Source organism: Mycobacteroides abscessus ATCC 19977, from assembly GCF_000069185.1.
GTDB classification, from domain to species: domain Bacteria; phylum Actinomycetota; class Actinomycetes; order Mycobacteriales; family Mycobacteriaceae; genus Mycobacterium; species Mycobacterium abscessus.
On sequence record NC_010397.1, the window covers coordinates 3047575 to 3072614 of the forward strand.

Consider the following 25040-nt stretch of genomic DNA (forward strand, 5'->3'; position numbering starts at 1 on the left):
GCGCGCTACCGTCCATTGCTGTGACGTCTGCCGAACCAGCCCCGTTCCGCGCGGCGGTCGACGCGATGAACTCCGTGACCGCGCGTCCGGAAATCGAGCTGGGCACTATTCGTCCCCCGCAACGGCTGGCTCCGTTCAGCTATGCACTCGGCGCCGAGATCAAACACCGCGATACCGATAACGTGCCCGAACAATCCGAGGGCGATGCATTTGGCAGGCTAATCCTGCTGCACGACCCCGACGGCGATGAGGCATGGAACGGCACCATGCGGCTGGTCGCCTATATCCAGGCCGATCTGGATGCCTCCGAGGCCGTCGATCCGTTGCTACCGGAGGTCGCGTGGAGCTGGCTCGTGGACGCGATCAACTCGCGCACCGCGGACGTGACAGCGCTGGGCGGCACCGTGACCGCAACCACCTCGGTCCGGTACGGCGATATCGCCGGCCCGGGACGTGCCCACCAGTTGGAGCTACGCGCGTCCTGGACCGCGACCGGCACCGATATCGGTACCCACGTCGAGGCGTTCTGTGAAGTACTGGAGCATGCGGCGGGCCTGCCGCCGGTGGGTGTGACGGATCTGGGTTCGCGCCACCGCGCTTAGCGCATACGCTGCTGACTCAGATATGGATACCGACTCCGAGCTTCCCGAGCCAACACCGCTGCTGCGCCCCGCCGAAGGGGTGCCGCCGATCACCGCGTCGACCGACGAAATTCGCGCGGCAGCACAACGTTTGATCTCCGGAACCGGGCCGTTCGCCGTCGATGCCGAGCGGGCCTCGGGATTCCGCTACTCCAACCGGGCTTATCTGATCCAGATCCGCCGGCGCGGCGCGGGGACCGTGCTGCTGGATCCGACGAATGTTCCGGGCTCCCTCGGGCCGATTGTGGACGCGCTGGGCGCCGACGAGTGGATTTTGCATGCCGCCGACCAGGACCTACCCTGCCTGGCCGAGTTGGCTATGAAACCACCGTCGCTCTATGACACCGAATTGGCCGGGCGCCTGGCCGGATTCGAGAAGGTGAACCTGGCCTCCATGGTGCACCGGCTGCTGGGGTTGGGTCTGGCCAAGGGCCATGGCGCCGCCGACTGGTCCAAACGGCCCCTACCCGACGACTGGCTGAACTACGCGGCATTGGATGTCGAGGTGCTCGTCGAGTTGCGCGACAAGATCGCCGAAGTACTCGCCGAGCAGGGCAAGACCGAGTGGGCGCGGCAGGAGTTCGAGCATCTGGCGCACACCCCGGTACCCGCGACCCGTCGGGACAATTGGCGCCGTACCTCCGGGATTCACAAGGTACGAAAGCCCGGACAATTGGCAGCGGTTCGTGAATTATGGCTCAGCCGTGACGAATTGGCGCGTGCACGCGACGTAGCACCCGGCCGTACTCTGCCCGATTCGGCGATCGTGGAAGCGGCGCTGGCTGACCCCAAGACACGCGCCGAGCTGATCGCGCTCCCCGTCTTCGGCGGTCCCCGCCAGAAGCAGCAGGCCGACCGTTGGCTGGCCGCGCTGGCCAAGGCGCGTAGCGGTACCGCGCCTCCACCGGTCAACGAGCCGACCACCGGGCCCCCACCGGTGTCGCGGTGGTCGCGGCGCAAACCCGAGGCCTACGCTCGTCTGGAAGCCGCGAGAACGGCCTTAGCGGCGCTCTCTGAACAGATTTCGGTGCCCGTGGAGAACATTGTCACTCCGGAGATCGTGCGGCGGATCTGCTGGGACTGGGACGGACACGGTGATGTCGACGAACAACTGGCGGGCCACGGCGCACGTCCCTGGCAGCGGCAGCTGACCGTCCCCCTCCTGACCGAAGCGCTGGCGGACTAGCGCCCTCTGCGCCGCCGGTCAAAACTCGGTTGCGCGTGCCCGCCGAACACGCTCTGCTGGTGGTCATGGCGACCTTCGAACCCCTCGATCTGCAGCAGTGGCCGCGACGAGAATGGTTCGAACACTATCTGGATCGCTGCCCCACCTACTACTCGATGACGGTGGACTTGGATATCACGAATCTGAGGGCGGCGGTGGACGCATCCGGTCGCAAGACGTATCCCACGCAGATTTGGGCATTGGCCACCGTGGTGAATCGTCACCCGGAATTCCGTATGGCACTGGACGATCAGGGCAACCCAGGGGTGTGGGACGTGGTGGACCCGGCATTCACGGTCTTCAACCCCGATCGCGAGACCTTCGCCGGTATCAGTGCGCGCTACACACCTGATTTCGACGCTTTTCATTCCGAGGCCGCCGAGCTGCTGAGCGAATATCGTAATGCTTCAACACTTTTCCCACAGGGTGCGCCACGTCCACGCAACGTGTTCGATATCTCGAGCATCCCCTGGACACGCTTTACCGGCTTCACACTCACCATCGCCCCAGGCTGGGCACACCTGGCGCCCATCTTCACCATCGGCAAGTTCTACGAACAAGAAGGCCGAACCATGATGCCGCTAGCCCTACAGATTCATCACGCGGCCGCCGATGGCTATCACAGCGCACGCTTGGTCGAGGAGCTCCGCCAAATCATCGCCGATCCGGATTGGGTCCGGGACTAGTCGACCTGCTGCGCGGCGGGGTTCACGGTGCTGTCTCCGATTTCGCGGCTCATCGCGGCCACCCAGCCGGTGATCTTGCGGGCGATGTGCTGATCGGTGAGACCGAGCTCTTCGAGAACCTGACCACGCGACGCATGCTCCAGGAACTGCTGCGGCACACCGATATCCCGGCTCGGGATATCGACATCGGCATCCTGCATCGCCGCCGTTACCGCGCTGCCGGCGCCGCCGTGCACGCCGCTGTCCTCCAGGGTGACCACCAGACGATGTTGGCCGGCCAGTTCCACCACATGCGGCGGTACCGGCAGCACCCACCGCGGATCGACGACCGTAACGCCGATCCCCTGCTTGCCGAGCCTGTCCGCTGTCGCCAAGGCTGTCGACGCGAACGACCCGACCGCCACCAGTAGCACGTCGGCATGTAAACCACTGGCCGGACGGGCCAGGATGTCTACCCCATCACGTCGCTCGATTGCCGGGATATCCTCCCCGACTTCACCTTTCGGGAAACGCAAGGCGGTCGGACCGTCATCGACGGCCAGGGCTTCAGTCAGCTCCTCGCGCAGCCGCGAAGCATCGCGCGGCGCCGCGACCCGCATTCCGGGCACCACATTCAGGATCGACAAATCCCACATACCGTTGTGGCTGGCCCCGTCGCTGCCGGTGATTCCCGCGCGGTCCAGCACGAAGGTCACGGGAAGCCGGTGCAGCGCGACATCCATCATCACCTGATCAAACGCGCGGTTCAGGAACGTGGAGTAGATCGCGACCACGGGATGCAAACCGCCCATGGCGAGCCCGGCCGCGGAGGTGACGGCATGTTGCTCGGCAATACCGACGTCGAACAGCCGATCGGGGAAGCGCTCACCGAACTTACTGAGCCCGGTCGGGCCCGGCATGGCCGCGGTGATCGCCACGATATTGCGATGCTCACTGGCCACATCGATGAGCGCATCGGAGAACACCGAAGTCCAACCCGGAGCCGAAGCCTTAATAGCCCGACCGGTTTTCGGGTCGATAATGCCGGTGGAATGCATCTGCTCGGCCTCGTCGTCCTCGGCGGGGGCGTATCCCATGCCCTTGCGAGTGATCACGTGCACGATCACCGGACCGCCGTAGCCACGGGCACGGCGCAGAGCATCCTCCACAGCGTGCTCATCATGACCGTCAACCGGACCGACATATTTCAGCCCCAGGTCGGTGAACATCACCTGCGGCGACACCGCATCCTTCACCCCGACCTTGAGGCTGTGCATCAGGGCGTAGGCCAGCGGACCCACGACCGGCATGCCACGCAGCAGCTTCTTGCTCTCGTCGAGGACCTTCTCGTAGGAAGGGGTGAGCCGCAGCCCCGCCAGATGCGAGGCGAGCCCGCCGATGGTCGGCGCGTAGCTACGCCCATTGTCGTTGACGACGATGATGATGCGCCGATGCTCGGCGGCGGCGATGTTGTTGAGGGCCTCCCAGCACATGCCTCCGGTCATGGCACCGTCGCCGACCACCGCGACGACATGGCGCCGTCGCTGCCCCGTCAGCTCGAACGCCTTGGCAAGTCCGTCGGCGTAGGACAGCGCCGTCGACGCGTGGCTCGATTCCACCCAGTCGTGTTCGCTCTCGGCCCGTGACGGATATCCCGACAGACCGTCCTTTTGGCGCAAGGTGTCGAAGTCTCCGGCCCGGCCGGTCAGAATCTTGTGGACGTAGGCCTGATGCCCGGTGTCAAAGATGATCGGGTCGTACGGCGACTCGAAAACCCGATGCAGTGCCAGACTCAGCTCGACAACACCCAGGTTGGGGCCAAGATGCCCACCGGTCGCGGCGACCTTATGGATCAGGAACTCGCGGATCTCGTCAGCGAGCAAGTCCAGTTCTCGCTTCGAGAGACCCTGCAGGTCACCCGGCCCCCTGATGTCGTCAAGCATCTGGCCAGTCTACGCAGCGATTTAGATCCGGTCGCCTGGAGCAGAGCCAAAAACATCGGGTACCCCGTCGTGATCGGCGTCAAGAGTCTCCTTGGCCTCGATGCGCTGATACACCCGGTTACGCAACCGCAGCACGACCGATGCCACCGCCGCCGAGGTCAACGATCCGGCGAGCACCCCGACCTTGACATGCGACGCGGTCTCCGCGCCCACGCCGGATGTCGCCGACTCGGCGGCTCCGAACGCCAGTTCGCCGATGAGCAGGGACACCGTGAAACCGATTCCGGCGAGCAGCGCCACTCCGGCAATATCCAGCCAACTCAGGTCATCGTCGAGGCTGGCGCGGGTAAACCGCGCCAACAGGTAGGTGGTGAGGAAGACTCCCACCGGTTTGCCCACCAACAACCCCAGGACCACGCCGAGCGCCACCGGATCCAGCAGGGCCTGCCCGAGCCCAGCGAAACCGCCCAGCGTGACGCCAGCGGCGAAGAACGCGAAGACCGGTACCGCGACACCTGCCGACAACGGCCGCAGCCGGTGCTCGAATTGCTCGGCCATACCGTGCGCATCGGTGCGGCCGTCGCGCCTCAACACCGGGACCGTGAAGCCCAGCAGCACCCCCGCCACCGTCGCGTGCACACCGGAGGCGTGCACCAGTGCCCAGGTGGCCACCGCCAGCGGCACCAGCAACCACCACTCCCGACGCCGACGCTGCACCGCCAGCGCGAACAACCCCAGCGGTACCAGCGCCAGTCCCAACGGCCCCCAATGCAGCTCATCGGTATAGAAGACCGCGATCACGATGACCGCCAGCAGATCGTCCACCACCGCCAGGGTGAGCAAAAAGGTACGCAGCGCCGTGGGCAGGTGCGTAGAAATCACCGCGAGCACAGCGAGTGCGAAGGCGATGTCGGTGGCCGTGGGAATCGCCCAGCCGCGCATCGCCGCGCCACCTCCGGAGGCGTTGACCGCCAGATAGATGGCGGCGGGGACCAGCATGCCGCCCACGGCCGCGACGATCGGCAGCGCGGCGCGACCGGGGTCGCGCAGATCCCCGGCGACGAATTCGCGTTTGAGTTCCACTCCCACCACGAAGAAGAAGATCGCCAGCAGCCCGTCGGTGGCCCAGCCGGCCAGGGTCAGATGCAGGTGCAACTGCTCCGGCCCGACGGTGATGGCACCCAGCCGGTAATACCACGAGCTCCACGGCGAATTGGCCCACAACAGCGCGGCCACTGCCGCCACCACCAACAGGACACCACCGACGGTCTCCTTGCGAAGGATCTCAGCGACACGCGACGACTCCGCCCATGATCCGCGGGTGAAGACGCGCTGGCTCAATCGCATGAGTCGGTGTCCGTTCTTTCAGGCAGGGTTCAGTACCGCCGACCAGACTTCCCGGCACACCTGAGAGCTACTTTATAAGATCTTTACACCGGTCGCTGTCTATCGGGTGAGCAGCGCGAAGCTCTCGATGTGATGAGTCAGCGGGAAGGCATCGAACACCCGCAGCTCACGCACCCGATATCCACGCTCTAGATACAGGCCCACATCGCGCGCGAATGCTGCTGCCTCACAGCCGATATGGATCACCCTGGATACATTCGCCGCGGCGACCTTTCCGATGACCTCACGTCCGGCACCCGCCCGGGGCGGGTCCAGCACCGCGACATCGGCCTCACCCAGGTCGCGTATGGCGTGGCGCACCGACCCGCAGATCATGGTGACCTGGCGCAGATCGCCTAGTGCGCTCTTGGCACTACGGAACGCCGGGCGCGAGGTATCCACGCTCACAACATGTCCCGTACGTCCCACCGCCTCCCCTAGTGCGGCAGCGAAAACGCCGACGCCGCCGTACAAGTCCCAGGCGCTCATGCCCGGTTCCAGCTCCGCCCAGTCAGAGACCAACCGGCTGTAGGTGCCGGCCGCGTCGCGGTGGGCCTGCCAGAACGCCGTAACGGGAACCAACCAGTGCCGGTCCCCCACCTTCTGGACCGCGACATCCTCACCCTCGACAATCGTGCTCCCGCGCAACACATGTCGGCGACCCTGATCGTCCATGACGGCGTGCAACGGCCCTTCGGAACCGAGCTCGGGCTGATCCAATCCGTCGAGAAGGCCCGGAACCACTTGGGCACAACGCAGGTCTGTCACTAATTCGTCACTGTGATACCGATGAAAACCGGGCTGGCCCAAGGCATTCACATCCAGGCGCACCCGAGTGCGCCACCCGGTGGGGTCACCGGCCCCCAACGGCTGCGCCACCCCCTGCCACTCGTACTTACCGAGTCGTGCCAGCTGCTGACTCACCACATCGCCCTTGAGCTCGCGCACGTACACCGGATCAGCGAAAGACAGATCGCAGCAGCCCGATCCCACGGCGCTGTGGGCGATCGGACACAGTGGTTCGATGCGGTGCGGCGACGGGTCCAGGACCTCGACGGCGGCGCCATGCCAGAAGCTGGCCTGACGATCGTCGGTGATCTGTACGCGCACCCGCTCGCCGGGGAGCGCGTCCCTGACGAAGATGACGCGCCCGTCATGCCTGGCCACCACGCTGCCCCCGTTGGCGGCGCCGCCGGTGTGCACCTCCAGAATGTCGCCGATGGTCATTTACGAGTCGAAACCGCGCCGCGAGTCGCCCGGTGCGGACTGTCTGTCCAGTTCACGCCGACGTTCAGACGAATCGAGTTGCCAGGGAACGGATGTGACCATGACATTGGGCACAAACAACAGACGTCCCTTGAGTCGTAGCGCACTCTGATTGTGCAGCACCTGCTCCCACCAGTGGCCCACCACGTATTCGGGGATGAATATGCAGACGACCGTGCGTGGCGCTTCCTTACTGATGCGCTTGACGTAATCCAGGATAGGCCGGGTGATTTCGCGGTACGGGGACGCGATCACCTTCAACGGCGTGCTGATATCGCTTGTCTCCCATTCGCGCACCAGCTCGCGGGTATCGCGGTCGTCCACGCTGACGGTGACGGCTTCCAGGACATCTGGGCGCGTGGCGCGCGCATATGCGAGGGCACGCAGCGTGGGCTGGTGCACCTTCGAGACGAGCACGACGGCGTGCGTGCGGCTGGGCAGCACGACCTCTCCCTCGTGGTTGTCCAGCTCACGGGCCACCGTGTTGTAGTGCTTGTGGATCATCTTCATCAGCACGAACAGCAGACCCATAGCCAAGATCGCGATCCACGCTCCGGCAAGGAATTTGGTGACCAGGACCACGAGCAGCACCGTGCCGGTCATGATGAAACCTATGGTGTTGATGACGCGTGAGCGCATCATCTTGCGGCGCACGGCCGGATCGGTCTCGGTCTTGAGCAACCGAGTCCAGTGCCGCACCATACCGATCTGACTCAGGGTGAAGGACACGAAGACGCCGACGATATACAGCTGAATGAGGGCTGTCACTTCGGCCTTGAACGCCACCACGAACAGGATCGCCACGGCCGACAGGAAGATGATGCCGTTGGAGAACGCGAGGCGGTCGCCGCGGGTGTGTAGCTGGCGCGGCAGGTAGCGGTCCTGCGCCAGAATCGACCCGAGCACCGGGAAACCATTGAAGGCGGTGTTCGCGGCCAGTACCAAGATCAGGGCCGTCACCACAGTGATGAACAGGAAGCCGATCCGGAAATCCCCGAATACGGCCTCGGCCAACTGCGCGACCAGGGTCTTCTGGTGGTAGTCGGCGGGTGCGCCCGACAGCTGCCGCGTAGGGTCCTCGGCGATCTTCGCGCCGGTGCGTTCGGCCAGCAGGATGATGCCCATGAACAGCGTGATGGCGATGCCACCCAGCAGAAGCAATGTGGTGGCCGCGTTGCGCGACTTGGGCTTCCGGAAGGCGGGCACACCGTTACTGATCGCCTCCACACCCGTCAGCGCCGCACATCCCGACGAGAAGGCCCGCGCGACAAGAAAGACCAGCGCGAAGCCCAGGATGCCGTTGCCCTCGCCGTGCATCTCGAACGATGCCGATTCCGCCCGCAACGGGGTACCGAGCACATAGATCTGGAAAAGCCCCCAGCCGAGCATCAGGTACATGCCGATCATGAAGGCGTAGGTGGGGATGGCGAACGCGGCGCCCGATTCACGCACACCGCGCAGGTTCATCGACATCAGGATCACAATGGCGGCGACGGCAAAGGTGACCTTGTGCTGTGCGACCAGCGGAATGGCCGATCCGATGTTCGACATGGCCGACGACATGGAAACGGCAACGGTCAACACGTAATCCACCAGCAGGGCACTGCCGACCGTCAGCCCGGCGGTGGGACCCAAGTTGGTGGTGACCACCTCATAGTCACCGCCACCCGACGGATAGGCGTGCACGTTCTGCCGATAGCTCGCGACCACCACCATCATTACGGCGGCGACCGCGAGGCCGATCCACGGCGTCATCGCGTAGGCGGACATCCCAGCGACGGACAGCACCAAGAAGATTTCCTCGGGCGCGTACGCCACCGAGGACAACGCGTCCGAGGCGAAAACCGGTAGCGCGATGCGCTTCGGCAGCAGGGTATGGCCAAGGCTGTCACTACGGAATGGCCGGCCGATTACCAGGCGCCGTGCCGCCGTCGACAGCTTGGAAAGCGTAGACACGAACGCCAACACTAGGCCACGCGAGCAATCGCGGTACGGTCTCACTTGACATCGCTGTGTCGGGTGCCGCGACGCGGCGTCCAACTATTGCGACGAAGCCGTATCCAGAAAGGTCAACCGGTGCGAGTAGTGGTGATGGGCTGCGGGCGCGTGGGCGCCGCGCTGGCCGGCGGCCTGGCCAGAATCGGCCATGAGGTGGCGATCATCGACAAGGAAGCCGCCGCGTTCAACCGGCTCGGCCCCGAATTCACCGGCGAACGCATTGTCGGCATGGGTTTTGATCGCGACGTTCTCTTACGGGCCGGAATCGAGCGGGCCCAGGCGTTCGCCGCGGTGTCCTCCGGCGACAACTCGAACATCATCTCGGCCCGGGCGGCCCGCGAAACCTTCGGTGTCGAGCGCGTGGTGGCGCGCATCTACGACGCCAAGCGTGCCGCGGTGTACGAGCGACTCGGCATCCCGACGGTCGCGACCGTGCCCTGGACCACCGACCGTCTGCTGCACGCCCTCACGCGCGAAAGCGACACCACCAAGTGGCGCGACCCGTCAGGTTCCGTCGTCGTCACCGAACTCGCCCTGCATGAAGACTGGATTGGCAAGCGCGTCACCGCACTCGAGGCCGCCACCGGTGCGCGGGCGGCCTTCATCATCCGGTTCGGCACCGGCGTGCTGCCCGACGCCAAGACGGTGATCCAGGACAGCGACGAGGTCTACGTCTCCGCGGTTTCGGGACGTGCCGCCGAGGCGATGGCCATCGCCGCGCAGCCGCCCGGCGAGGACGCCGACGATGACCACGGAGGTGCCCGATGAAGGTCGCCATCGGAGGGGCCGGCGCCGTGGGGCGCTCGATCGCACGCGAGCTCATCGAGAGCCGTCACGAAGTCACGCTGCTGGAGCGCAACCCGGACCACATCGATCCGGAGGCGGTGCCCGAAGCGCAGTGGCGGCTGGGCGATGCCTGTGAGATCAGCCTGCTGGAGGCCGAGGAGCTACACACCTTTGATGTGGTGATCGCGGCGACCGGCGACGACAAGGCCAACCTGGTGCTAAGTCTGCTGGCCAAAACCGAATTCGCGGTGGCTCGTGTGGTGGCGCGTGTGAACGACCCCCGCAATGAGTGGTTGTTCGACGACGCGTGGGGCGTCGATGTCGCGGTGTCGACACCGCGCATGCTGGCCTCCCTTGTCGAAGAGGCGGTCGCCGTCGGTGACGTGGTGCGGCTCATGGAGTTCCGCAAGGGACAGGCCAATCTGGTGGAGATCACCCTGCCCGACGACACCCCCTGGGGCGGTAAACCGGTACGTAAGCTGGAACTGCCCCGTGACGCGGTGCTGGTGGCGATTCTGCGCGGCTCACGCGTCATCGCCGCTCAGCCCGACGAGCCCCTTGAGGGCGGTGACGAGCTGATTCTGGTGGCCACCGCCGATATCGAGGACGAGCTGCACCGGGCCGTGCTACCCGAATAGTGGCCCGGATCAGGCGGGGGGCTCGGACTCGGGCGCCCGATCTTCGGCCTGGTCGGTGTGACGGCGCACGTACCGGATCACCAACAGAGTGACCAGGGCGCCGACGGCCGTCAGCGGCCAGCCCATGGCGATCTTGGCGCCACCGAGCCACGCCGTGTTTCCGGCGAGGTACAGCCACTCCTGGACAACGAATCTGACAGCGAACAGCACGATCCAGGACACCGTCGCGATGTCGAAGGCGGTCACGATGCGCCGATTGCCGCGCCAGGACATATCGCCCCCGGTCGCCCAGCTGTACGCATAGCCGACAATCGGGCGGCGGATGATGACCGACACCAAGAACACCGTGCCCCAGAAGAAGTTGGCCCAGATACCAATCAGGAAGTAGCCCTTGGCTTCTCCCAACAGGTAAGCGATCAGCGCACTGATCCCGACACTGATGAATCCCGAGACGGCCGGCTGCACCGATTCACGCCGCACCAACCGCCAGATCAGCACGAGTGTCGCGGCAACCAGCGCCGAAATGATGGCGGGGATGAGCGAGGAGACACTGACCGCGACCACGAAGACGATCACCGGGATCGACGAATAGACGATGCCCTGCCAACCCCCAGCCTGGTGCCACATCTCGTGCAGCGGCGAGCTGCCCGGCTCCTCAGGTTTGGTCCCGGGCACGCTGATTTTCAGATGCGGGCCCTCGTGCGCGTCTAATCCACCCGAGCCGTCGGGCTCGTGCGATGGGGTTTCTGGCACTTAGCGCTGAATTTCGTAGTACGGGTTGTGAATCACCTTGCCGCCGTTCTCGAGCTTGCCGAGGCGGCCACGCACGAGCAGGGTGCGGCCCGATTCGATGCCCGGGATACGCCGCTGCCCCAGCCAGACCAGCATCACGGTGTCGGTGCCGTCGAACAGCTCCGCCTTCACGCCGGCCACACAGCCCTTGGAATTGGTTTCGACGGTACGCAGTGTGCCGCACATGGTGACTTCTTGGCCGCGTTGACAATCGATGACGCGCTGAGCACCGGTGGCGGCGGCGTCGTCGCCGATTTTCTCGGCGTCTACTTGCTCCAGGTCCTCTGTCAGTCGACGGGTAAGTCGACGCAGATAACCGCCGGTGGTAGCCACTTCCAGTCCTGGCCTCTCAACATGCGCAATCGGTTGATCTGTGCATCCGCCACGGTAGACCTTCGCGCGCCGCGATGCCAGGCGACCCCCTGGGTGTTCCGCACACCGGGCAAAATCAGGTGCGTGACGTCCATCAATGCCCTCCGCGCGGGCGGCTCATCGCCGAAACTTGGTGGCCACAGGGCTGTTCTCATGCCGGGCACCGGCTCCGACGACGACTTCATCAATCGGGCCTTCGGCCCCGCCCTCACGCAGGTGGGGGCGACCCTGATCGCGGTACGCCCGGAGCCCGATGACCTGGTCAATGGGTATCGGCGGGCGCTGAATCAAGCTGCTCAGCTGGGACCCATCGTGGTCGGCGGGGTCTCCATCGGTACCGCAGTCGCCCTGACGTGGGCGTTGCAGAACCCGGAGGCGACGGTGGCAGTGTTGGCGGCGATGCCCGCGTGGACCGGGGCGCCGGAAAACTCGCCGGCTTCCGTGTCGGCACGGGTTACCGCCGAATCTTTGCGCTCCGACGGGCTGGCCGCGGTGACCGCGGCGATGCAGGCCAGCAGCCCCGCGTGGCTTGCCGCCGAGCTGACGCGCTCATGGGCCGTGCAGTGGCCGGGCCTGCCCCACGCAATGGAAGAGGTGTCGGCATTCGTGAACCCGTCGGCCGCCGAGATCCGCGCGCTGAGCGTGCCGATGGCCGTGGCAGCAGCCACCGATGACCCGATCCATCCGCTGGAGGTCGGCCGCGACTGGGCGGCCTGGGCCCCACGGGCGGCGCTGCGTACCTTCACGCTGGATCAGCTCGGCGCAGACCCGGCCTGTCTGGGACGGGCGTGTATCGCAGCACTGGCCGATATCTGAGTCACCGTCCGCGGGCCGCCGGATCGGCGGTGGCTTCGATCTTGAGCACCAGGCCTTCGCGCACCGTGAGGGTAACCACCGCGAAGAGCCTGCGCTGGGTGAAGGCCAGCAGCACCGGCTGCCCGAAGGGGCCGCCCACCAGGGTGGCGCCGGGACCCAGGTAGACGAGCAGGTTGGTGGCGACATCGGTGCGCCCGCGATTCACCTGCGGCGGCGGGGCGGGATCTCCGAGGATGGTGCCCACCCCCCAGACCCCGGGATCTAGTACCGCCATCAACCCGGTCAGATCGCCTTGGGCACATGCGGTGACGAATTTTTCGATCAGCTGCTGATGCTCGGCGCCGGTGACATCGGTGGAGCGTGCCGCGGACTGCTGGAATCGGGTCCGGGCTCGGCGGGCGAGCTGGCGGCAGGTTCCCACCGGGCGGCCCACCGTCGACGCGATCTCCTCGAACGGCACTGCGAACACGTCATGTAGGACGAACGCCACCCGCTCACCGGGGCTCAGCGAGCGCAACACCTCCAACAGGGCACCGCGTACCTCATCATCCAACGTAACCCGATCCGCCGGATCGGTAACCGCCGGAACATGCAGCGGGGCAGCGGATTCCACCACGGATGCGACCCCTGTCCGCTCACGGCGCATACGCGCCGAACGCAGCTGATCCAGGCACAACCGGCCCACCACCACCGACAACCAGGCACGTGGCTCGTCAATCTCCGTCTCCTCAGCCCGGGCCAGCCGCACAAATGCCTCCTGGACCGCGTCCTCGGCGTCGCCGATATCGCCGAGCATCTGATAGGCCAGGTTCACCAGGTACGGGTAATGCTCGCGCCAAGCCGCGGTCACCAGCGCGTCGTGGGTGGACGAGGAGCTCATGTCATTACGACGATTCCGTGACCCCGAAAGTTACCGGTCCCGCCAGTAACTTTTCGGGCCCGCGCCCCGTCGTATTCGCGTGGGCCAAAGACCCAGCTGGACACCATCTCGAACCTCCCGAATTGGAGTACCCGTCATGACAATTCTCGTCACCGGCGCTACAGGCAATGTGGGCCGTCCTCTTGTCGATCTACTGGTCGCGGCGGGGGCCGACGTCCGCGCGGTCACCCAGCATCCAGAACGCGCGAGCTTTCCACCACAGGTCGCCACCGTCGCGTCGGCCCGTGCTGGGCTGGACGGAGTCACGGCAGTTTTCCTGAATTCGCGCGCACTGGGAGAAGATCTCGACAGGTTCGTGAATCAATCCGCGCGGGAAGGAGTTACCCGCCTCGTCGCGCTCTCCGCCATCAACTGCGACGACGACTTCTCGCGCCAGCCATCCCGGTTCCGTGGCGACCGGAACAAAGAAGTAGAGCAGTACGCCGCCGGCTCCGGGCTTCAGTGGGTGAGTCTGCGTCCGACGGTCTTCGCCTCCAACTTCCTGGGCATGTGGGGCACGCAGCTCCAGGCAGGCGATGTGGTCCGCGGACCGCACGCGGCGGCGTCGGCAGCCCCGATCGCCGACAGCGACATCTCCGAGGTCGCGGCGCGGGCCCTGCTCACCGACGAACTCCTCGGCCAGCGCATCCCGCTGACCGGCCCGCAGGCTTTCACCAACGCCGGCCTGGTCGCAGTGCTCGGCGACGTCCTGGGCAGGCCACTGGAATACCAACAGGTCTCCGACGATCTCGTGCGCCAGCGCTTCGGCCGCCTGGGGTTTCCCGCCGGATTCGCCGACGCGTATCTGGCGATGCAGGCGGCCACCGTGACCGAGCCCGCCATCGTCACCCATGACGTAGACCGAATACTCGGACGCCCTGCCGAGACGTTCGCGTCCTGGGCCAACAGATTCCGGACCCGATTCGCCCCCGCAGAGTTCGCGGCGCAGAAGGGATGACGACCGTGACCAACACACAACCACCACGGTGGCTCAAGCCAATGAACAAAGTGGTGCGCGCCTTTCATCGCCTCGGCGTCTCCACCGGCCCGGCCATGGTGCTGACCGTCCCCGGCCGAAAGACCGGTCAACCTCGTCCCACACCGATCACACCCTTCGAGGTGGACGGTCAGCTGTTCGCGGTCGGCGGCTATCCCGGCTCGGATTGGGCCCGCAATGCCGCCGCGGCCGGTTCCGGAACGCTCACCAAAGGCAACAAGGTCCGGCATATCAGGATCGTCACCGTGCCGCCCCACGTGGCGCGACGAGTGCTTCGCGAGTTCGCCCTGCAAGTCCCCGTGGGCGTGCGGTTCGCCAAGAGCGCGGGACTTGTTCGGCAGGGCACTCCCGATGAGTTCGAAGGCCTGGCCGGCACGCTATCGGTATTCCGGTTCGATCCGGACTAGGCGGGATCTACCCGCCGGTGATGGTGGAACGCAGCTGCTGCATGGCCGACCCGGCGACGCTGCGTCGCGCCGCGGGCGTCGGGTCGTCCTGCGGAGCCGGTTCCTGCGCGGGAGCCTCTGCTTCTGCCTGGGCCATCGCCTGCGCCTGCGCCTGTTGCAGCTGCTCCAGCATGGGCTCGGGCAGCACAACCGGCAACGGGGTGCGCACCGGATAGGGGCTGTCATCACGCCGGACCACCGTGTCGGCCACGGCCTCGCGCGCCTCGTCGGCCAGGGCGTCGAAGGTCTCCGCGGGGCCCTGCAGCACGCAGCGGATCATCCAGCGATAGCCGTCGACTCCGATGAAGCGTACGGAGCCGCCCTGGGCGGCGCCCACGACCTCGCGGCCCCACGGACCGTCGGCGATAGAGACCTCGGCCGCCTCCTTGCGCAGCGACTCGGCCAGCTCACCGGCGATCTCGCGCCACAAACCGGCCGACTTCGGTGCGGCATAGGCAGCCACCGAGTAGCGCCCGTTGGGCGTGAGCACGAAAACCGCACCGGGCGCACCCGCCGCGGTCAGCTCGACCTGAATCTGTCCGGTTTCAGGAACCGGAATGAGCACCGATCCCAGGTCCAAGCGTCCGACCCCGGCGTCCTCCGGACTATCGAAATCCTCGATTTCGTATGGGCCGTCGAATGTTTCGCCCGAAGCATCGGCCGTGTCATCCAGGTCGTTGAGACCACCACTGCGGTGTAAAGCCATCACAAACTCGCATGTCCGCCGCTGGACCCGTATCCACCCGCACCGCGCGTGGTCACGGCCAGACCGGCCTCGTCAAATGAATCCACCTCAACCAGTTCGGGCAACTCAACCTGCTGAACCAGCAGCTGCGCGATCCGGTCGCCACGAGCAATGACGATCGGGACCTCCGAATCCAGGTTAATCAGGTTGACCTTCACCTCGCCACGATATCCGGCATCAATTGTTCCGGGGCTGTTGACGATCGAAAGACCCACGCGTGCAGCCAGACCCGAGCGCGGGTGCACCAAGCCGACCATCCCCGACGGGATGGCTACGGCGATACCGGTGCCCACCAGTGTCCGGCGGCCGGGCTCGATCACCACGTCCTCGGCGCTGTAGAGATCAACCCCCGCGTCGTCGGCATGTGCACGGGAAGGCAGGGGAAGCTCTCGATCGAGGCGAACAATCGCCAATCTCGTAGGTGTGGGCACGATCGCCCAGACTACCCTTGGCCGCGTGATGGCATCTCCCAGCAACACGACCGATATCCGCTATCTCGAGCGGTTGTGGGTTCCATGGTGGTGGGCGCTGCCCGGCTTCGGCGCGGCAACACTCCTTGGCCTGGAGGTCAACCAGGGCCTGCGGCAGCTGCCCAGCTGGGTGCCGTACCCGATCCTGTTCGCGATCGTGGCAGGAGTCTTGTTGTGGTTCAGCCGGATCCGCGTGGAGGTCGCCGCCGGACCGGACGGCACCCCGGAGCTGCGGGCCGGATCGGCACATCTTCCGGTGAGCGTGATCGCCAAGTCGGCGGCGATCCCCGCCACCGCCAAAAGCGCCGCACTGGGCCGGCAGCTCGACCCGGCGGCCTTCGTCGTGCACCGGGCATGGATCGGCCCGATGGTGCTGGTGGTCCTAAACGATGCCGACGACCCCACGCCCTACTGGCTGGTGAGCAGCCGCCACCCCGATCGACTGCTGGCTGCCCTGCGTAGCTAGTCCGTGGCTGGCCGACGGCCGGGCCGTGACTAGCGCAGACTCTCAGGCCGCGCAGTCGGTGCAGATCAGCTGGCCATTCTTCTCACTGGCCAGCCGGCTGCGGTGATGCACCAGGAAGCAGCTCGAACAGGTGAACTCGTCGGCCTGCTTCGGGATAACCCGCACCGAAAGTTCCTCGCCGGACAGGTCGGCACCTGGTAGCTCGAACGATTCGGCGGTTTCCGCCTCATCGACATCGACCACCGCCGACTGTGCTTCGTTACGACGAGCCTTGAGCTCCTCTAACGAGTCCTCTGACACATCGTCGGCGTCGGATCGCCTCGGAGCGTCGTAGTCGGTAGCCATGCGTCCATCCCCTTATCAACATCTCGTCATCAAGCTTCTGCATAGGCGCAGCAAGGCTTTGTACCAGGCTGAAACGGACACCACCAACTATTAGTGCCCGGATAGCCCGGGTTCTTTGTGTGATTTACATCACACGGTAGTGGACGCACCGTCTACTTCGCCGTCTGTCGCCGGGAAGTCCGCTGGCCTAGAGTGCCATCCGTGGTCGCAGACATCACCGAGGGCACCTCGGTCGACAAGGACGGACGCCCGTTCCGACGCCGGAACTATTTGCCAGCACTCATCCTCGGCATCGCGTTGCTGGCCGTCACGGTCTTCGTCTGGGCCTCGGCACTGACCCGCGAAGCGCCGGTCAAGGAGGCAACCGCGTGCAATCCGCCCGCGGCGCAGACCGAACCCGGCTCCGGAACCATCGGCAAGCCGGTGTCGCGTTCGTCGCTGACGGGAACCAGCGCCGCGACGCTCAACGACGTGAGAGTCCGCGTGCTCAATGCCAACGGCCAGGCCGGTCAGGCCGGCGAGGTGTCCGCATCGCTGCGCGATCTGGGCTTTCCCGCGCCAACCGCCGATAACGACCCCTTCTACCCCAGTGGATCCCGCCTGAACTGCGTGGGGCAGATCCGATTCGGTGAATCCGGATACGCCAACGCGCTGACATTGTCGCTGGTGGCCCCGTGCGTCGAGTTCGTGGAGGACACGCGGTCCGACGACTCGGTGGATCTGGCACTCGGCAGTGAGTTCACCGAACTCGCGTCCGGTAATGCCGTCACCTCGGCACTGAACAGCCTCAAACCCGGTAGCCAGGCCAACTCGGATCTGATCAGCCGGGCGCGGCAGAGCACCTGCTAGCCGGGTATCGGTGCCGTCGCACCGATATCGGCCAACAACTGACCGAATTCACCGGCGATTCCGGGTGCCGTGGCCGCGATCAGCGCACCCGCGGCGCTGCGCGTGTCCGGGCCGGGCAGGATCACCACCGCGCCGGCCTCGCGCGCGATGAGCGCACCCGCGGCCCAGTCCCATGGCCCCAGACCATGTTCGTACTGGGCGTCGACACGCCCCTCCGCCACTGCACACAGATCCAGCGCGGCCGACCCGATCCTCCGGACGTCGCGCACCCGTGGCAGCAGCTGGGCCACCAGGTGCGCCTGGCGTTCCCGCCGCACCGTCGAGTACGCGAATCCCGTGGCCACCAAGGCGAGCCGGGTTTCCCGGACCGGATTGCACGCCAGCGGACGCTGCAGACCGTTCGCCTCGCGGACCGTCGCACCGGCACCTGAGGCCGCCGAGAAGACACGATCGGCCACCACGTCGGCTACCGCACCGGCCACGGTCACCCCGCCCACCTGAGCGGCCACAGAGACCGCGTACGCCGGAATTCCGTAGACGAAATTGACGGTGCCGTCGATCGGATCGATCACCCAACGCACACCGGACGGTTGTCCGGAGCGGCCGGACAACGAGCCGCCCGCACTCTCCCCGTCTTCCTCACCCAGGATCGCGTCGTCGGGCCGAAGCGAGGCCAGCCGGCGGCGCAGCAGCCGTTCACAATCGGTGTCCACGAGGGTCACCGGATCTGTCTCGGAACTCTTGGTGCGCACGGACGCCGTCCAATCGACGGTGCCACGTCGATGCCGCACAAATTCGGCGGCCTCGGAGGCCAGCCGCACCGCCACCGAACGCAACGCTCCCGCTTCGATTCCCACGCGTCTATCGCAGCACAGCCGACAGCGACACGCGCGGCGTCCCGACGGGCATTAGGGTGTCATTCGCATTCAGTGTGTTCCGGCTGTGTTCGCTGCCCGCGTGTGCCAGCCGCGTAGATCCAGGACCAAGGGAGCGCCGATGACAGCCACCGACTCCGCACCGGCCGCAACCGCGGCGGACCCCTCCAACACGCCTCAGCAGGCGTTCGGCATCGACGTCGGCGGCAGTGGGATCAAGGGTGCGATCGTGGATCTGACGACCGGCGAGATGGTCGGCGAGCGGGTCAAGTACCCCACACCTCAGCCCGCCACGCCGAAGGCTGTCGCAGAGACCATTGCCAGAGTCGTGCGTGATTTCTCCTGGACCGGGCCCGTCGGTGTGACGTACCCCGGCGTGATCGTGCGCGGCGAGGCGCGCACCGCCGCCAACGTCGACAAATCGTGGCTGGGCGTCAACGTCCACGACATCATCAGCACCGAACTTGGGGGTCAAACCGTCACCGTCCTCAACGATGCCGATGCCGCCGGGCTGGCCGAGGACCGATACGGCGCGGGCAAGGATCAGTCGGGTGTCGTGGTCCTGCTGACGTTCGGAACCGGGATCGGCTCTGCCGTCCTGCACAACGGAATCCTGTTGCCCAATACCGAGTTCGGACATATCCAGGTGGACGGCATGGAGGCCGAGCACCGCGCGGCGTCATCGGTCAAGGAAAAGAACGACTGGAGCTACAAGCAGTGGGCGCCCGAGGTCACCAAGGTGCTGGAAGCGGTCGAGAACGCGCTGTGGCCGGATCTGTTCATCGTGGGCGGCGGTATCAGCCGCAAGGCCGACAAATGGGTGCCGCTGCTGACCAACCGCACACCCGTCGTGGCCGCTGCGCTGCAGAACACCGCGGGGATCGTCGGCGCGGCGATGGCCGCACACGCTGGCGTTTCGCCTTAGCTTTTTCACAGGTTCTGCACTCTTGTCGTTACAATGGCACTCAGATAGCCGCACGCAGGGCCACGCAGGTGTTCCCCCGCGGCGACGAACATCAAGCAGACAGCCAAATTCTCGATTTTGCATGCCCATGCGCGTCGAAGAAGTAGCCAGGAAAGGGCGTACGTGGCAGCCACGAAAGCAGCTCCGGTAACGCAGGCCACCGCCGAGACACCTTCGAACACCACCGCCACCAAGGCAGCGCCGGCCAAGAAGGCCCCCGCGAAGGCCGCCACCAAGGCGCCCGCCAAGAAGGCACCGGCCAAGAAGGCCCCCGCGAAGGCCGCCACCAAGGCGCCCGCCAAGAAGGCACCGGCCAAGAAAGCGCCGGCCAAGAAGGCCGCTGCCAAGGCAACCGATCCCGCTCTCGAGCCGCAGGGCGCCGCCGATGACGCCGACATCGAGCCCGGCGATGACTTGGACACCGACCTCGCCGACGACGCCGATATCGAGGCCGACCTCGCCGAAGCCGCTGCCGAGCCCGAGCCCGAGGCAGAAGCTGACGGCGACGACGAGCCCTCCGAGAAAGACAAGGCTTCAGGCGATTTCGTCTGGGACGAAGAAGAGTCCGAGGCGCTGCGCCAGGCCCGCAAGGATGCCGAGCTCACCGCCTCCGCGGACTCGGTGCGTGCCTACCTCAAGCAGATCGGCAAGGTGGCGCTGCTCAACGCCGAAGAGGAAGTTGAGCTGGCCAAGCGGATCGAGGCCGGGCTGTACGCGACGCAAATCGTCACCGAGCTGACCGAGAAGGGCGAGAAGCTTCCCGCCGCGCAGCGCCGCGACATGATGTGGATCTGCCGCGACGGAGACCGCGCCAAGAACCATCTGCTGGAAGCCAACCTGCGCCTGGTGGTCTCGCTGGCCAAGCGCTACACCGGCCGCGGCATGGCGTTCCTGGACCTGATTCAGGAAGGCAACCTGGGTCTGATCCGGGCGGTCGAGAAGTTCGACTACACAAAGGGTTACAAGTTCTCGACGTACGCCACCTGGTGGATCCGTCAGGCCATCACCCGCGCGATGGCCGACCAGGCCCGCACCATTCGTATCCCCGTGCACATGGTCGAGGTCATCAACAAGCTCGGCCGTATCCAGCGTGAGCTGCTACAGGACCTGGGTCGCGAGCCCACGCCCGAAGAGCTGGCCAAGGAAATGGACATCACGCCGGAGAAGGTGCTGGAAATCCAGCAGTACGCGCGTGAGCCCATCTCGCTGGACCAGACCATCGGCGACGAGGGCGACTCGCAGCTCGGCGACTTCATCGAAGACTCCGAGGCCGTGGTCGCCGTGGACGCGGTGTCCTTCACCCTGCTGCAGGATCAGCTGCAGTCGGTGCTGGAGACCCTGTCCGAGCGCGAGGCCGGCGTGGTGCGTCTGCGCTTCGGCCTCACCGACGGTCAGCCGCGCACGCTCGACGAGATCGGTCAGGTGTACGGGGTCACCCGCGAGCGCATCCGGCAGATCGAGTCCAAGACCATGTCCAAGCTGCGCCACCCGAGCCGTTCACAGGTGCTGCGCGACTACCTGGACTAAGCCGTTCCCTTTCGCGCCGAGCGTGAAGCCATTGCGGGATTCCCACCGATTTTCCGCACTGGCTTCACGCTCGCCGTATTTGAGTGAAATCGAGTAGCCCGCTACGCAGGTGAAGCGGCGGGCCGCGGCCACAGCATGGTTCCACCCCGGTGACAGTCATCGGGCGGAACCGAAGGACACGCCATGACCGCAACACTCGAGAAGGAAGTGACCGCACCCCAGCCGCCGCTGGACGGTGACGTCGCCGATCGCCGCAGCAAGTTCCGCAAACTGACGGCGGAGACGCCCAGGGATCCCAGCGCAGAACGCGCGTTCCTGGCATCGAAGCTGGCTGTGCTGCAATCCCATCCGAAACTTTCGGCGGCTACCCGGTATGAAGGCGAGCAGACGCTGGCCGAGGCCGCGGGGCTGGCGGACAGCGCCCAGCTGGCCGCAGCGGTAGCCCCGCCGCCGGGCGGTGTCGGCTACGGGATGTTCTACACGAACAGCTTCCGCACCCGTTTCGCGCGGGGCACCGCGTTCTACTACGAGATCGTCTGCCCCCACCAGCCCGGCGGGAATGTGGCCGACTATCTGTATCTGACCGCCACCAACCGGGCTCAGAAGGGTGTGGAGGCGTTTGTGTCGTACCACGCACAGGACATCGCCCGGTTCAAGGTGTTCGACTGGGCACGTTCGGACCACTGGCAGACCGATATCCCGTTCGCGAATCTGACGTCGTACCTGCGGAGCACCTCCTCACACGGCTGGGGCCTGCAGACGCTGCTCGTGTGGAATCAATCATTCGAAATCGCCCCCAACCGGTGGCGCAACGAGGTGCTGCTGCACAACCGGGCGGCGAACCGCTGGGATCTGGTGTACCGCTTCGACTATCAGTCCTCCACCGCAGAACAGACGTCGGGCTGGGTGGGCAGCTGGGGTCCGATCGTGGAAACGTTCCAGAACAGCTACACGAACACCCGCTGGCTCGGGTTCCTGAACACGATGCTGGTCGGCCGCGACGCGGCCGGCAACTGGGGACAATGGGCGCTGTTGCGTGCGGCCGACTCGACCGTACGCAATGACGGGCACGGCTTCTCTCCGCTGTTCCTGGACCCGAACTACTCGTTCGTGGTCAAGAGTTGACCGAGTAGGAAGTAGCCGTTCATGAAGAATGACGGATCATCTCCCCCTCCTGGTGGCGGTCCCATCGCCGACCGGCGCCGGCAGTTCGAAGAACTCAGCCGCACGCACCGCGAGGACGCAGATGAGCGCGCGCACATCGAGCACAAGATCGAGATCGTCACGAGCGATCCCGATCTGACCGCCGAGGAGAAGGCAGCCGCGATCGCGGAGCTGCGGCGCGCGCTGGAATGACGGCCGCACCGCACGGCACGGACCCACCGGCGAGTTCGATCTGTCAGTGGGTCCGGCCATACTGGGCAGCGTGAGCACCGTCGGCCACTGCTTTTTCGATACCGCTATCGGCAGCTGTGCTATCGCGTGGAGCGACAGGGGCATCGTCGCGTTACAGCTGCCCGAACGCGACGACGCCGCGACCCTTGCCAGGATCCGGCGTCCTGCGGGCAGCGAGCTGGCGCCACCTGACTTCGTGGCCCAGGCGATTGACGGAATTCGCCGCGTGCTCGCCGGCGACGACGATGATCTGCAGTGGGCCCGGCTGGATCTGGACGGCACCACCGACTTCGATCGCGAGGTCTACGCGGCGACGCGAGCCATCGGTCCGGGCAGGACCCGCAGTTACGGTGAGGTGGCGGCCTCGGTGGGTGAGCCGGGCGCCGCACAGGCCGTCGGACAGTCTTTGGGACGCAACCCGATTCCGCTCCTTGTCCCCTGCCACCGGGTGCTTGCCGCCGATCGCAGTCTGCACGGCTTCTCCGCCTACGGCGGCGTAGTGACCAAACGCGAACTGTTGCGGCTCGAGCACACCCCCGGTTTCGACGACCCCACGCTGTTCTGACGCGCAAGCCCCATCACCGGTCTAGGCTCGAGCCCAGCTCTCGCAAGATCACCGGCTTACGCATCGGGAGAACCCATGACAGGTCTGTACGTAGCTGCGCTTCTCATCGGAATCGTCGCGGGCCTGCGCGCGATGACCCCACTGGCCGTGTTGAGCTGGGCAGCCTTCGCTAAATGCCTTCTCCTGGAGGGCACCTGGGCTTCTTTTCTGGCAAGCCTCGTCGTGGCCATCATCGCCACCGTGTTGGCCGCCGGCGAGATCGTCAACGACAAACTGCCCAAGACGCCCAGCCGAAAGGCGCCGCCGGCATTCGCGGCACGCATGGTATTGGGTGCCTTCTACGGTGCGGTATTCGGCACGCTGGCGCACGACACCTCCCCCGGGCTCCTCATCGGCCTCGTACTGGGTGCGATCGGCGCGGTGATCGGAACGCTCGGTGGAGCCTGGGCACGCGGAGCATTGGCCACCGCCTTCGGTAAGGACCTGCCGGCCGCACTCATCGAGGACGCGATCACCGTGGCGGCGGCCCTCGCGATCACCGCGGGACTGGCCACGTGAGCACACATTTCGATGCTGTCGTGGTGGGTGCCGGGCAGGCCGGCCCTTCGCTGGCCGCACGGCTGCGCGGGGCGGGTCTGACCGTGGCGATCGTGGAACGGCACCTGTTCGGCGGCACCTGCGTGAACACCGGATGCCGGCCCACCAAGGCACTGGTCGCCAGCGCCCATGCCGCCCATATGGCGCGTGAGGCCGCACGCTGGGGCGTCGTCGTCGATGGCTCCGTGAGCATGGACATGGTCCGGGTACGGGAACGCAAGGATGCGGTGATCCTGCCCTCACGCAACGGCGGACAGACGTGGCTCAAGGACCTGGGTTGCGCGATCTACCACGAACACGCGAGCTTTCTATCCCCGACCGAACTTTCCGTGGGCGACGAGATCATCTCCGCCGAAAGGATTTTCCTGAACGTCGGCGGCCGCGCGGTGGTCCCTGACTGGCCCGGGGTCGATGACGTCCCGCTGTTCACCAACAGCTCACTGATCGAGTACGACGGGATACCGGAGCATCTCGTGGTGATCGGAGGCAGCTACGTCGGCCTGGAATTCGCACAGATCTACCGCCGGTTCGGCAGCCAGGTCACGGTGGTGCACCGCGGGCCTCGGCTGGTGGAGCGTGAAGACCCCGACGCGTCGGCGATCATTCAGGAGGTCCTCGAGCGTGAGGGAATCACCTTCCGTCTCAATGCCTCCTGTATCAACCTGGCACGCCATGACGAGGGTGTTGCCGTGGGCGTCGATTGCACGGACGGTGCGCCCAAGGTGGTGGGGTCTCATGTGCTCGTGGCGGTGGGACGCCGCCCGAACACCGACGACCTAGGCCTGGAGAACGCCGGGGTTGCCACCGACGCCCGCGGGTACATCACGGTCGACGATCAGTTGCGCACGAGCACACCGGGGATCTGGGCGCTCGGCGACTGCAACGGCCGTGGCGCCTTCACACATACCTCGTACAACGATTTCGAGATCGTCGCCGCGAACCTTCTGGACGACGATCCGCGACGCGTCACCGATAGGCTGCCGTGCTACGCGCTGTACACCGATCCGCCCCTCGGACGAGTGGGCATGACCGAGGCGCAGGCACGCGCTTCGGGGCGCTCCCTGCTGGTCGGACGCAAGCCGATGAGCCACGTCGGCCGCGCCCTGGAAAAAGGTGAAACCGACGGCTATATGCAGGTTTTGGTCGACGCGGACTCCGATCTCATTCTGGGCGCGACGATCCTCGGCGTGGGTGGCGATGAGGTGGTGCACTGCTTGCTCGACACCATGCAGTACGGCATTCCCGCGCGACAATTGCAGCGCACCGTCCATATCCACCCCACTGTGGCGGAGTTCCTGCCGACGATCTTGGGTGAGCTTCAGCCGCTGATTTGACCTCAAGTGCACTTGAGA

The 25040-nt window shown here is 65.8% G+C and carries 28 protein-coding genes; 17 read left to right on the top strand and 11 right to left on the bottom strand.

Features of this window, described 5'->3' with window-relative positions:
* The first annotated feature begins 20 nt into the window (after positions 1-20).
* The 3 genes from MAB_RS15155 to MAB_RS15165 are packed head-to-tail and all read left to right on the top strand — an operon-like array spanning position 21 to position 2552.
* Positions 21-602: a DUF3000 domain-containing protein gene (locus MAB_RS15155; RefSeq protein WP_005057284.1), complete on the top strand. Its 582-nt coding sequence runs from the start codon at positions 21-23 to the stop codon at positions 600-602.
* A gap of 22 nt (positions 603-624) precedes the next feature.
* Positions 625-1827: an HRDC domain-containing protein gene (locus MAB_RS15160; protein ID WP_005111512.1), complete on the top strand. Its 1203-nt coding sequence runs from the start codon at positions 625-627 to the stop codon at positions 1825-1827.
* Between the two features lie 35 nt (positions 1828-1862).
* Positions 1863-2552 carry a CatA-like O-acetyltransferase gene (locus tag MAB_RS15165; RefSeq protein ID WP_005081958.1) on the top strand — a complete coding sequence of 230 codons (690 nt, stop codon included), beginning with the start codon at positions 1863-1865 and terminating at the stop codon, positions 2550-2552.
* Here the strand turns inward: MAB_RS15165 and dxs are convergent.
* From dxs to MAB_RS15185, 4 genes are all read right to left on the bottom strand, one after another.
* Positions 2549-4474 carry a 1-deoxy-D-xylulose-5-phosphate synthase gene (dxs, locus tag MAB_RS15170; RefSeq protein WP_005081956.1) on the bottom strand — a complete coding sequence of 642 codons (1926 nt, stop codon included), beginning with the start codon at positions 4472-4474 and terminating at the stop codon, positions 2549-2551. The genes MAB_RS15165 and dxs overlap by 4 nt on opposite strands.
* A gap of 21 nt (positions 4475-4495) precedes the next feature.
* A complete protein-coding gene (nhaA, locus tag MAB_RS15175) occupies positions 4496-5821 on the bottom strand; it encodes a Na+/H+ antiporter NhaA (RefSeq protein WP_005081951.1) in 1326 nt (441 codons plus the stop codon).
* Between the two features lie 99 nt (positions 5822-5920).
* Complete coding sequence (locus MAB_RS15180; RefSeq protein ID WP_005111514.1) at positions 5921-7087, bottom strand: class I SAM-dependent RNA methyltransferase; 1167 nt, start codon at positions 7085-7087, stop codon at positions 5921-5923.
* Positions 7088-9082, bottom strand: coding sequence for an APC family permease (locus MAB_RS15185; RefSeq protein WP_005093687.1), 1995 nt, complete (start codon positions 9080-9082; stop codon positions 7088-7090).
* 120 nt (positions 9083-9202) lie between these two features.
* On the opposite strand from MAB_RS15185, the gene MAB_RS15190 reads away from it, so the two are divergent.
* Together MAB_RS15190 and MAB_RS15195 are read left to right on the top strand one after the other, a co-directional pair.
* The gene (locus MAB_RS15190; RefSeq protein WP_005102352.1) at positions 9203-9892 is read left to right on the top strand and encodes a potassium channel family protein; all 690 of its coding nucleotides are present in this window, start codon (positions 9203-9205) and stop codon (positions 9890-9892) included.
* On the top strand, positions 9889-10548 hold the full coding sequence (locus tag MAB_RS15195; protein WP_005057268.1) for a potassium channel family protein: 660 nt from the start codon (positions 9889-9891) through the stop codon (positions 10546-10548). Before MAB_RS15190 ends, MAB_RS15195 begins: the two co-directional genes overlap by 4 nt.
* 9 nt (positions 10549-10557) lie before the next feature.
* Here the strand turns inward: MAB_RS15195 and MAB_RS15200 are convergent, their stop codons facing one another.
* Together MAB_RS15200 and MAB_RS15205 are read right to left on the bottom strand one after the other, a co-directional pair.
* Positions 10558-11301: a DUF3159 domain-containing protein gene (locus MAB_RS15200; protein WP_005111515.1), complete on the bottom strand. Its 744-nt coding sequence runs from the start codon at positions 11299-11301 to the stop codon at positions 10558-10560.
* Positions 11302-11673: an OB-fold nucleic acid binding domain-containing protein gene (locus MAB_RS15205; protein WP_005057265.1), complete on the bottom strand. Its 372-nt coding sequence runs from the start codon at positions 11671-11673 to the stop codon at positions 11302-11304. It abuts the gene before it with no gap.
* Positions 11674-11865: 192 nt separating this feature from the next.
* On the opposite strand from MAB_RS15205, the gene MAB_RS15210 reads away from it, so the two are divergent.
* The gene (locus MAB_RS15210; protein ID WP_005090213.1) at positions 11866-12528 is read left to right on the top strand and encodes an alpha/beta fold hydrolase; all 663 of its coding nucleotides are present in this window, start codon (positions 11866-11868) and stop codon (positions 12526-12528) included.
* A 1-nt stretch (position 12529) separates the two neighbouring features.
* On the opposite strand, the gene sigI is transcribed toward MAB_RS15210, so the two are convergent.
* On the bottom strand, positions 12530-13408 hold the full coding sequence (sigI, locus tag MAB_RS15215; protein ID WP_005081941.1) for an RNA polymerase sigma factor SigI: 879 nt from the start codon (positions 13406-13408) through the stop codon (positions 12530-12532).
* Positions 13409-13544: 136 nt separating this feature from the next.
* On the opposite strand from sigI, the gene MAB_RS15220 reads away from it, so the two are divergent.
* Together MAB_RS15220 and MAB_RS15225 are read left to right on the top strand one after the other, a co-directional pair.
* Positions 13545-14405 carry an NAD(P)H-binding protein gene (locus MAB_RS15220; RefSeq protein WP_005111517.1) on the top strand — a complete coding sequence of 287 codons (861 nt, stop codon included), beginning with the start codon at positions 13545-13547 and terminating at the stop codon, positions 14403-14405.
* Between the two features lie 41 nt (positions 14406-14446).
* On the top strand, positions 14447-14851 hold the full coding sequence (locus tag MAB_RS15225; RefSeq protein WP_005111519.1) for a nitroreductase family deazaflavin-dependent oxidoreductase: 405 nt from the start codon (positions 14447-14449) through the stop codon (positions 14849-14851).
* Between the two features lie 7 nt (positions 14852-14858).
* On the opposite strand, the gene MAB_RS15230 is transcribed toward MAB_RS15225, so the two are convergent.
* Both MAB_RS15230 and dut read right to left on the bottom strand, forming a co-directional pair.
* Positions 14859-15596 carry a DUF3710 domain-containing protein gene (locus tag MAB_RS15230; RefSeq protein ID WP_005111521.1) on the bottom strand — a complete coding sequence of 246 codons (738 nt, stop codon included), beginning with the start codon at positions 15594-15596 and terminating at the stop codon, positions 14859-14861.
* On the bottom strand, positions 15596-16066 hold the full coding sequence (dut, locus tag MAB_RS15235) for a dUTP diphosphatase (RefSeq protein ID WP_005090230.1): 471 nt from the start codon (positions 16064-16066) through the stop codon (positions 15596-15598). The genes MAB_RS15230 and dut overlap by 1 nt, the downstream gene beginning before the upstream one ends.
* Here dut and MAB_RS15240 point away from each other — a divergent pair.
* Positions 16059-16571 carry a DUF3093 domain-containing protein gene (locus MAB_RS15240; protein WP_005057247.1) on the top strand — a complete coding sequence of 171 codons (513 nt, stop codon included), beginning with the start codon at positions 16059-16061 and terminating at the stop codon, positions 16569-16571. The two genes, dut and MAB_RS15240, sit on opposite strands and share 8 nt — an antisense overlap.
* Positions 16572-16613: 42 nt before the next feature.
* Here MAB_RS15240 and MAB_RS15245 read toward each other — a convergent pair whose 3' ends face one another.
* Positions 16614-16916: a DUF4193 domain-containing protein gene (locus MAB_RS15245; protein ID WP_005057245.1), complete on the bottom strand. Its 303-nt coding sequence runs from the start codon at positions 16914-16916 to the stop codon at positions 16614-16616.
* 201 nt (positions 16917-17117) lie between these two features.
* On the opposite strand from MAB_RS15245, the gene cei reads away from it, so the two are divergent.
* Complete coding sequence (gene cei / locus MAB_RS15250; RefSeq protein WP_005069257.1) at positions 17118-17765, top strand: envelope integrity protein Cei; 648 nt, start codon at positions 17118-17120, stop codon at positions 17763-17765.
* Here cei and MAB_RS15255 read toward each other — a convergent pair.
* Entirely contained in the window at positions 17762-18601 is an 840-nt protein-coding gene (locus MAB_RS15255) for an inositol monophosphatase family protein (protein WP_005093703.1), read from the bottom strand. The genes cei and MAB_RS15255 overlap by 4 nt on opposite strands.
* A gap of 160 nt (positions 18602-18761) precedes the next feature.
* Here MAB_RS15255 and ppgK point away from each other — a divergent pair, with 160 nt between their 5' ends.
* The 7 genes from ppgK (at position 18762) to MAB_RS15290 (ending at position 25022) form a co-directional block, all read left to right on the top strand.
* Positions 18762-19565 (top strand): polyphosphate--glucose phosphotransferase, encoded by an 804-nt coding sequence (gene ppgK, locus MAB_RS15260; protein ID WP_005081930.1) that lies wholly within the window; start codon positions 18762-18764, stop codon positions 19563-19565.
* A gap of 90 nt (positions 19566-19655) precedes the next feature.
* Complete coding sequence (locus MAB_RS15265) at positions 19656-21131, top strand: RNA polymerase sigma factor (RefSeq protein WP_071997904.1); 1476 nt, start codon at positions 19656-19658, stop codon at positions 21129-21131.
* A 183-nt stretch (positions 21132-21314) separates the two neighbouring features.
* Positions 21315-22256 (top strand): hypothetical protein, encoded by a 942-nt coding sequence (locus MAB_RS15270; RefSeq protein ID WP_005057234.1) that lies wholly within the window; start codon positions 21315-21317, stop codon positions 22254-22256.
* Between the two features lie 21 nt (positions 22257-22277).
* Positions 22278-22487 (top strand): hypothetical protein, encoded by a 210-nt coding sequence (locus MAB_RS15275; RefSeq protein ID WP_005111525.1) that lies wholly within the window; start codon positions 22278-22280, stop codon positions 22485-22487.
* Positions 22488-22533: 46 nt separating this feature from the next.
* Complete coding sequence (locus MAB_RS15280; RefSeq protein ID WP_005081924.1) at positions 22534-23091, top strand: methylated-DNA--[protein]-cysteine S-methyltransferase; 558 nt, start codon at positions 22534-22536, stop codon at positions 23089-23091.
* A 75-nt stretch (positions 23092-23166) separates the two neighbouring features.
* A complete protein-coding gene (locus tag MAB_RS15285; RefSeq protein ID WP_005111527.1) occupies positions 23167-23649 on the top strand; it encodes a membrane protein in 483 nt (160 codons plus the stop codon).
* Positions 23646-25022 carry an FAD-containing oxidoreductase gene (locus MAB_RS15290; RefSeq protein WP_005122918.1) on the top strand — a complete coding sequence of 459 codons (1377 nt, stop codon included), beginning with the start codon at positions 23646-23648 and terminating at the stop codon, positions 25020-25022. The genes MAB_RS15285 and MAB_RS15290 overlap by 4 nt, the downstream gene beginning before the upstream one ends.
* The last annotated feature ends 18 nt before the right edge of the window (positions 25023-25040 follow it).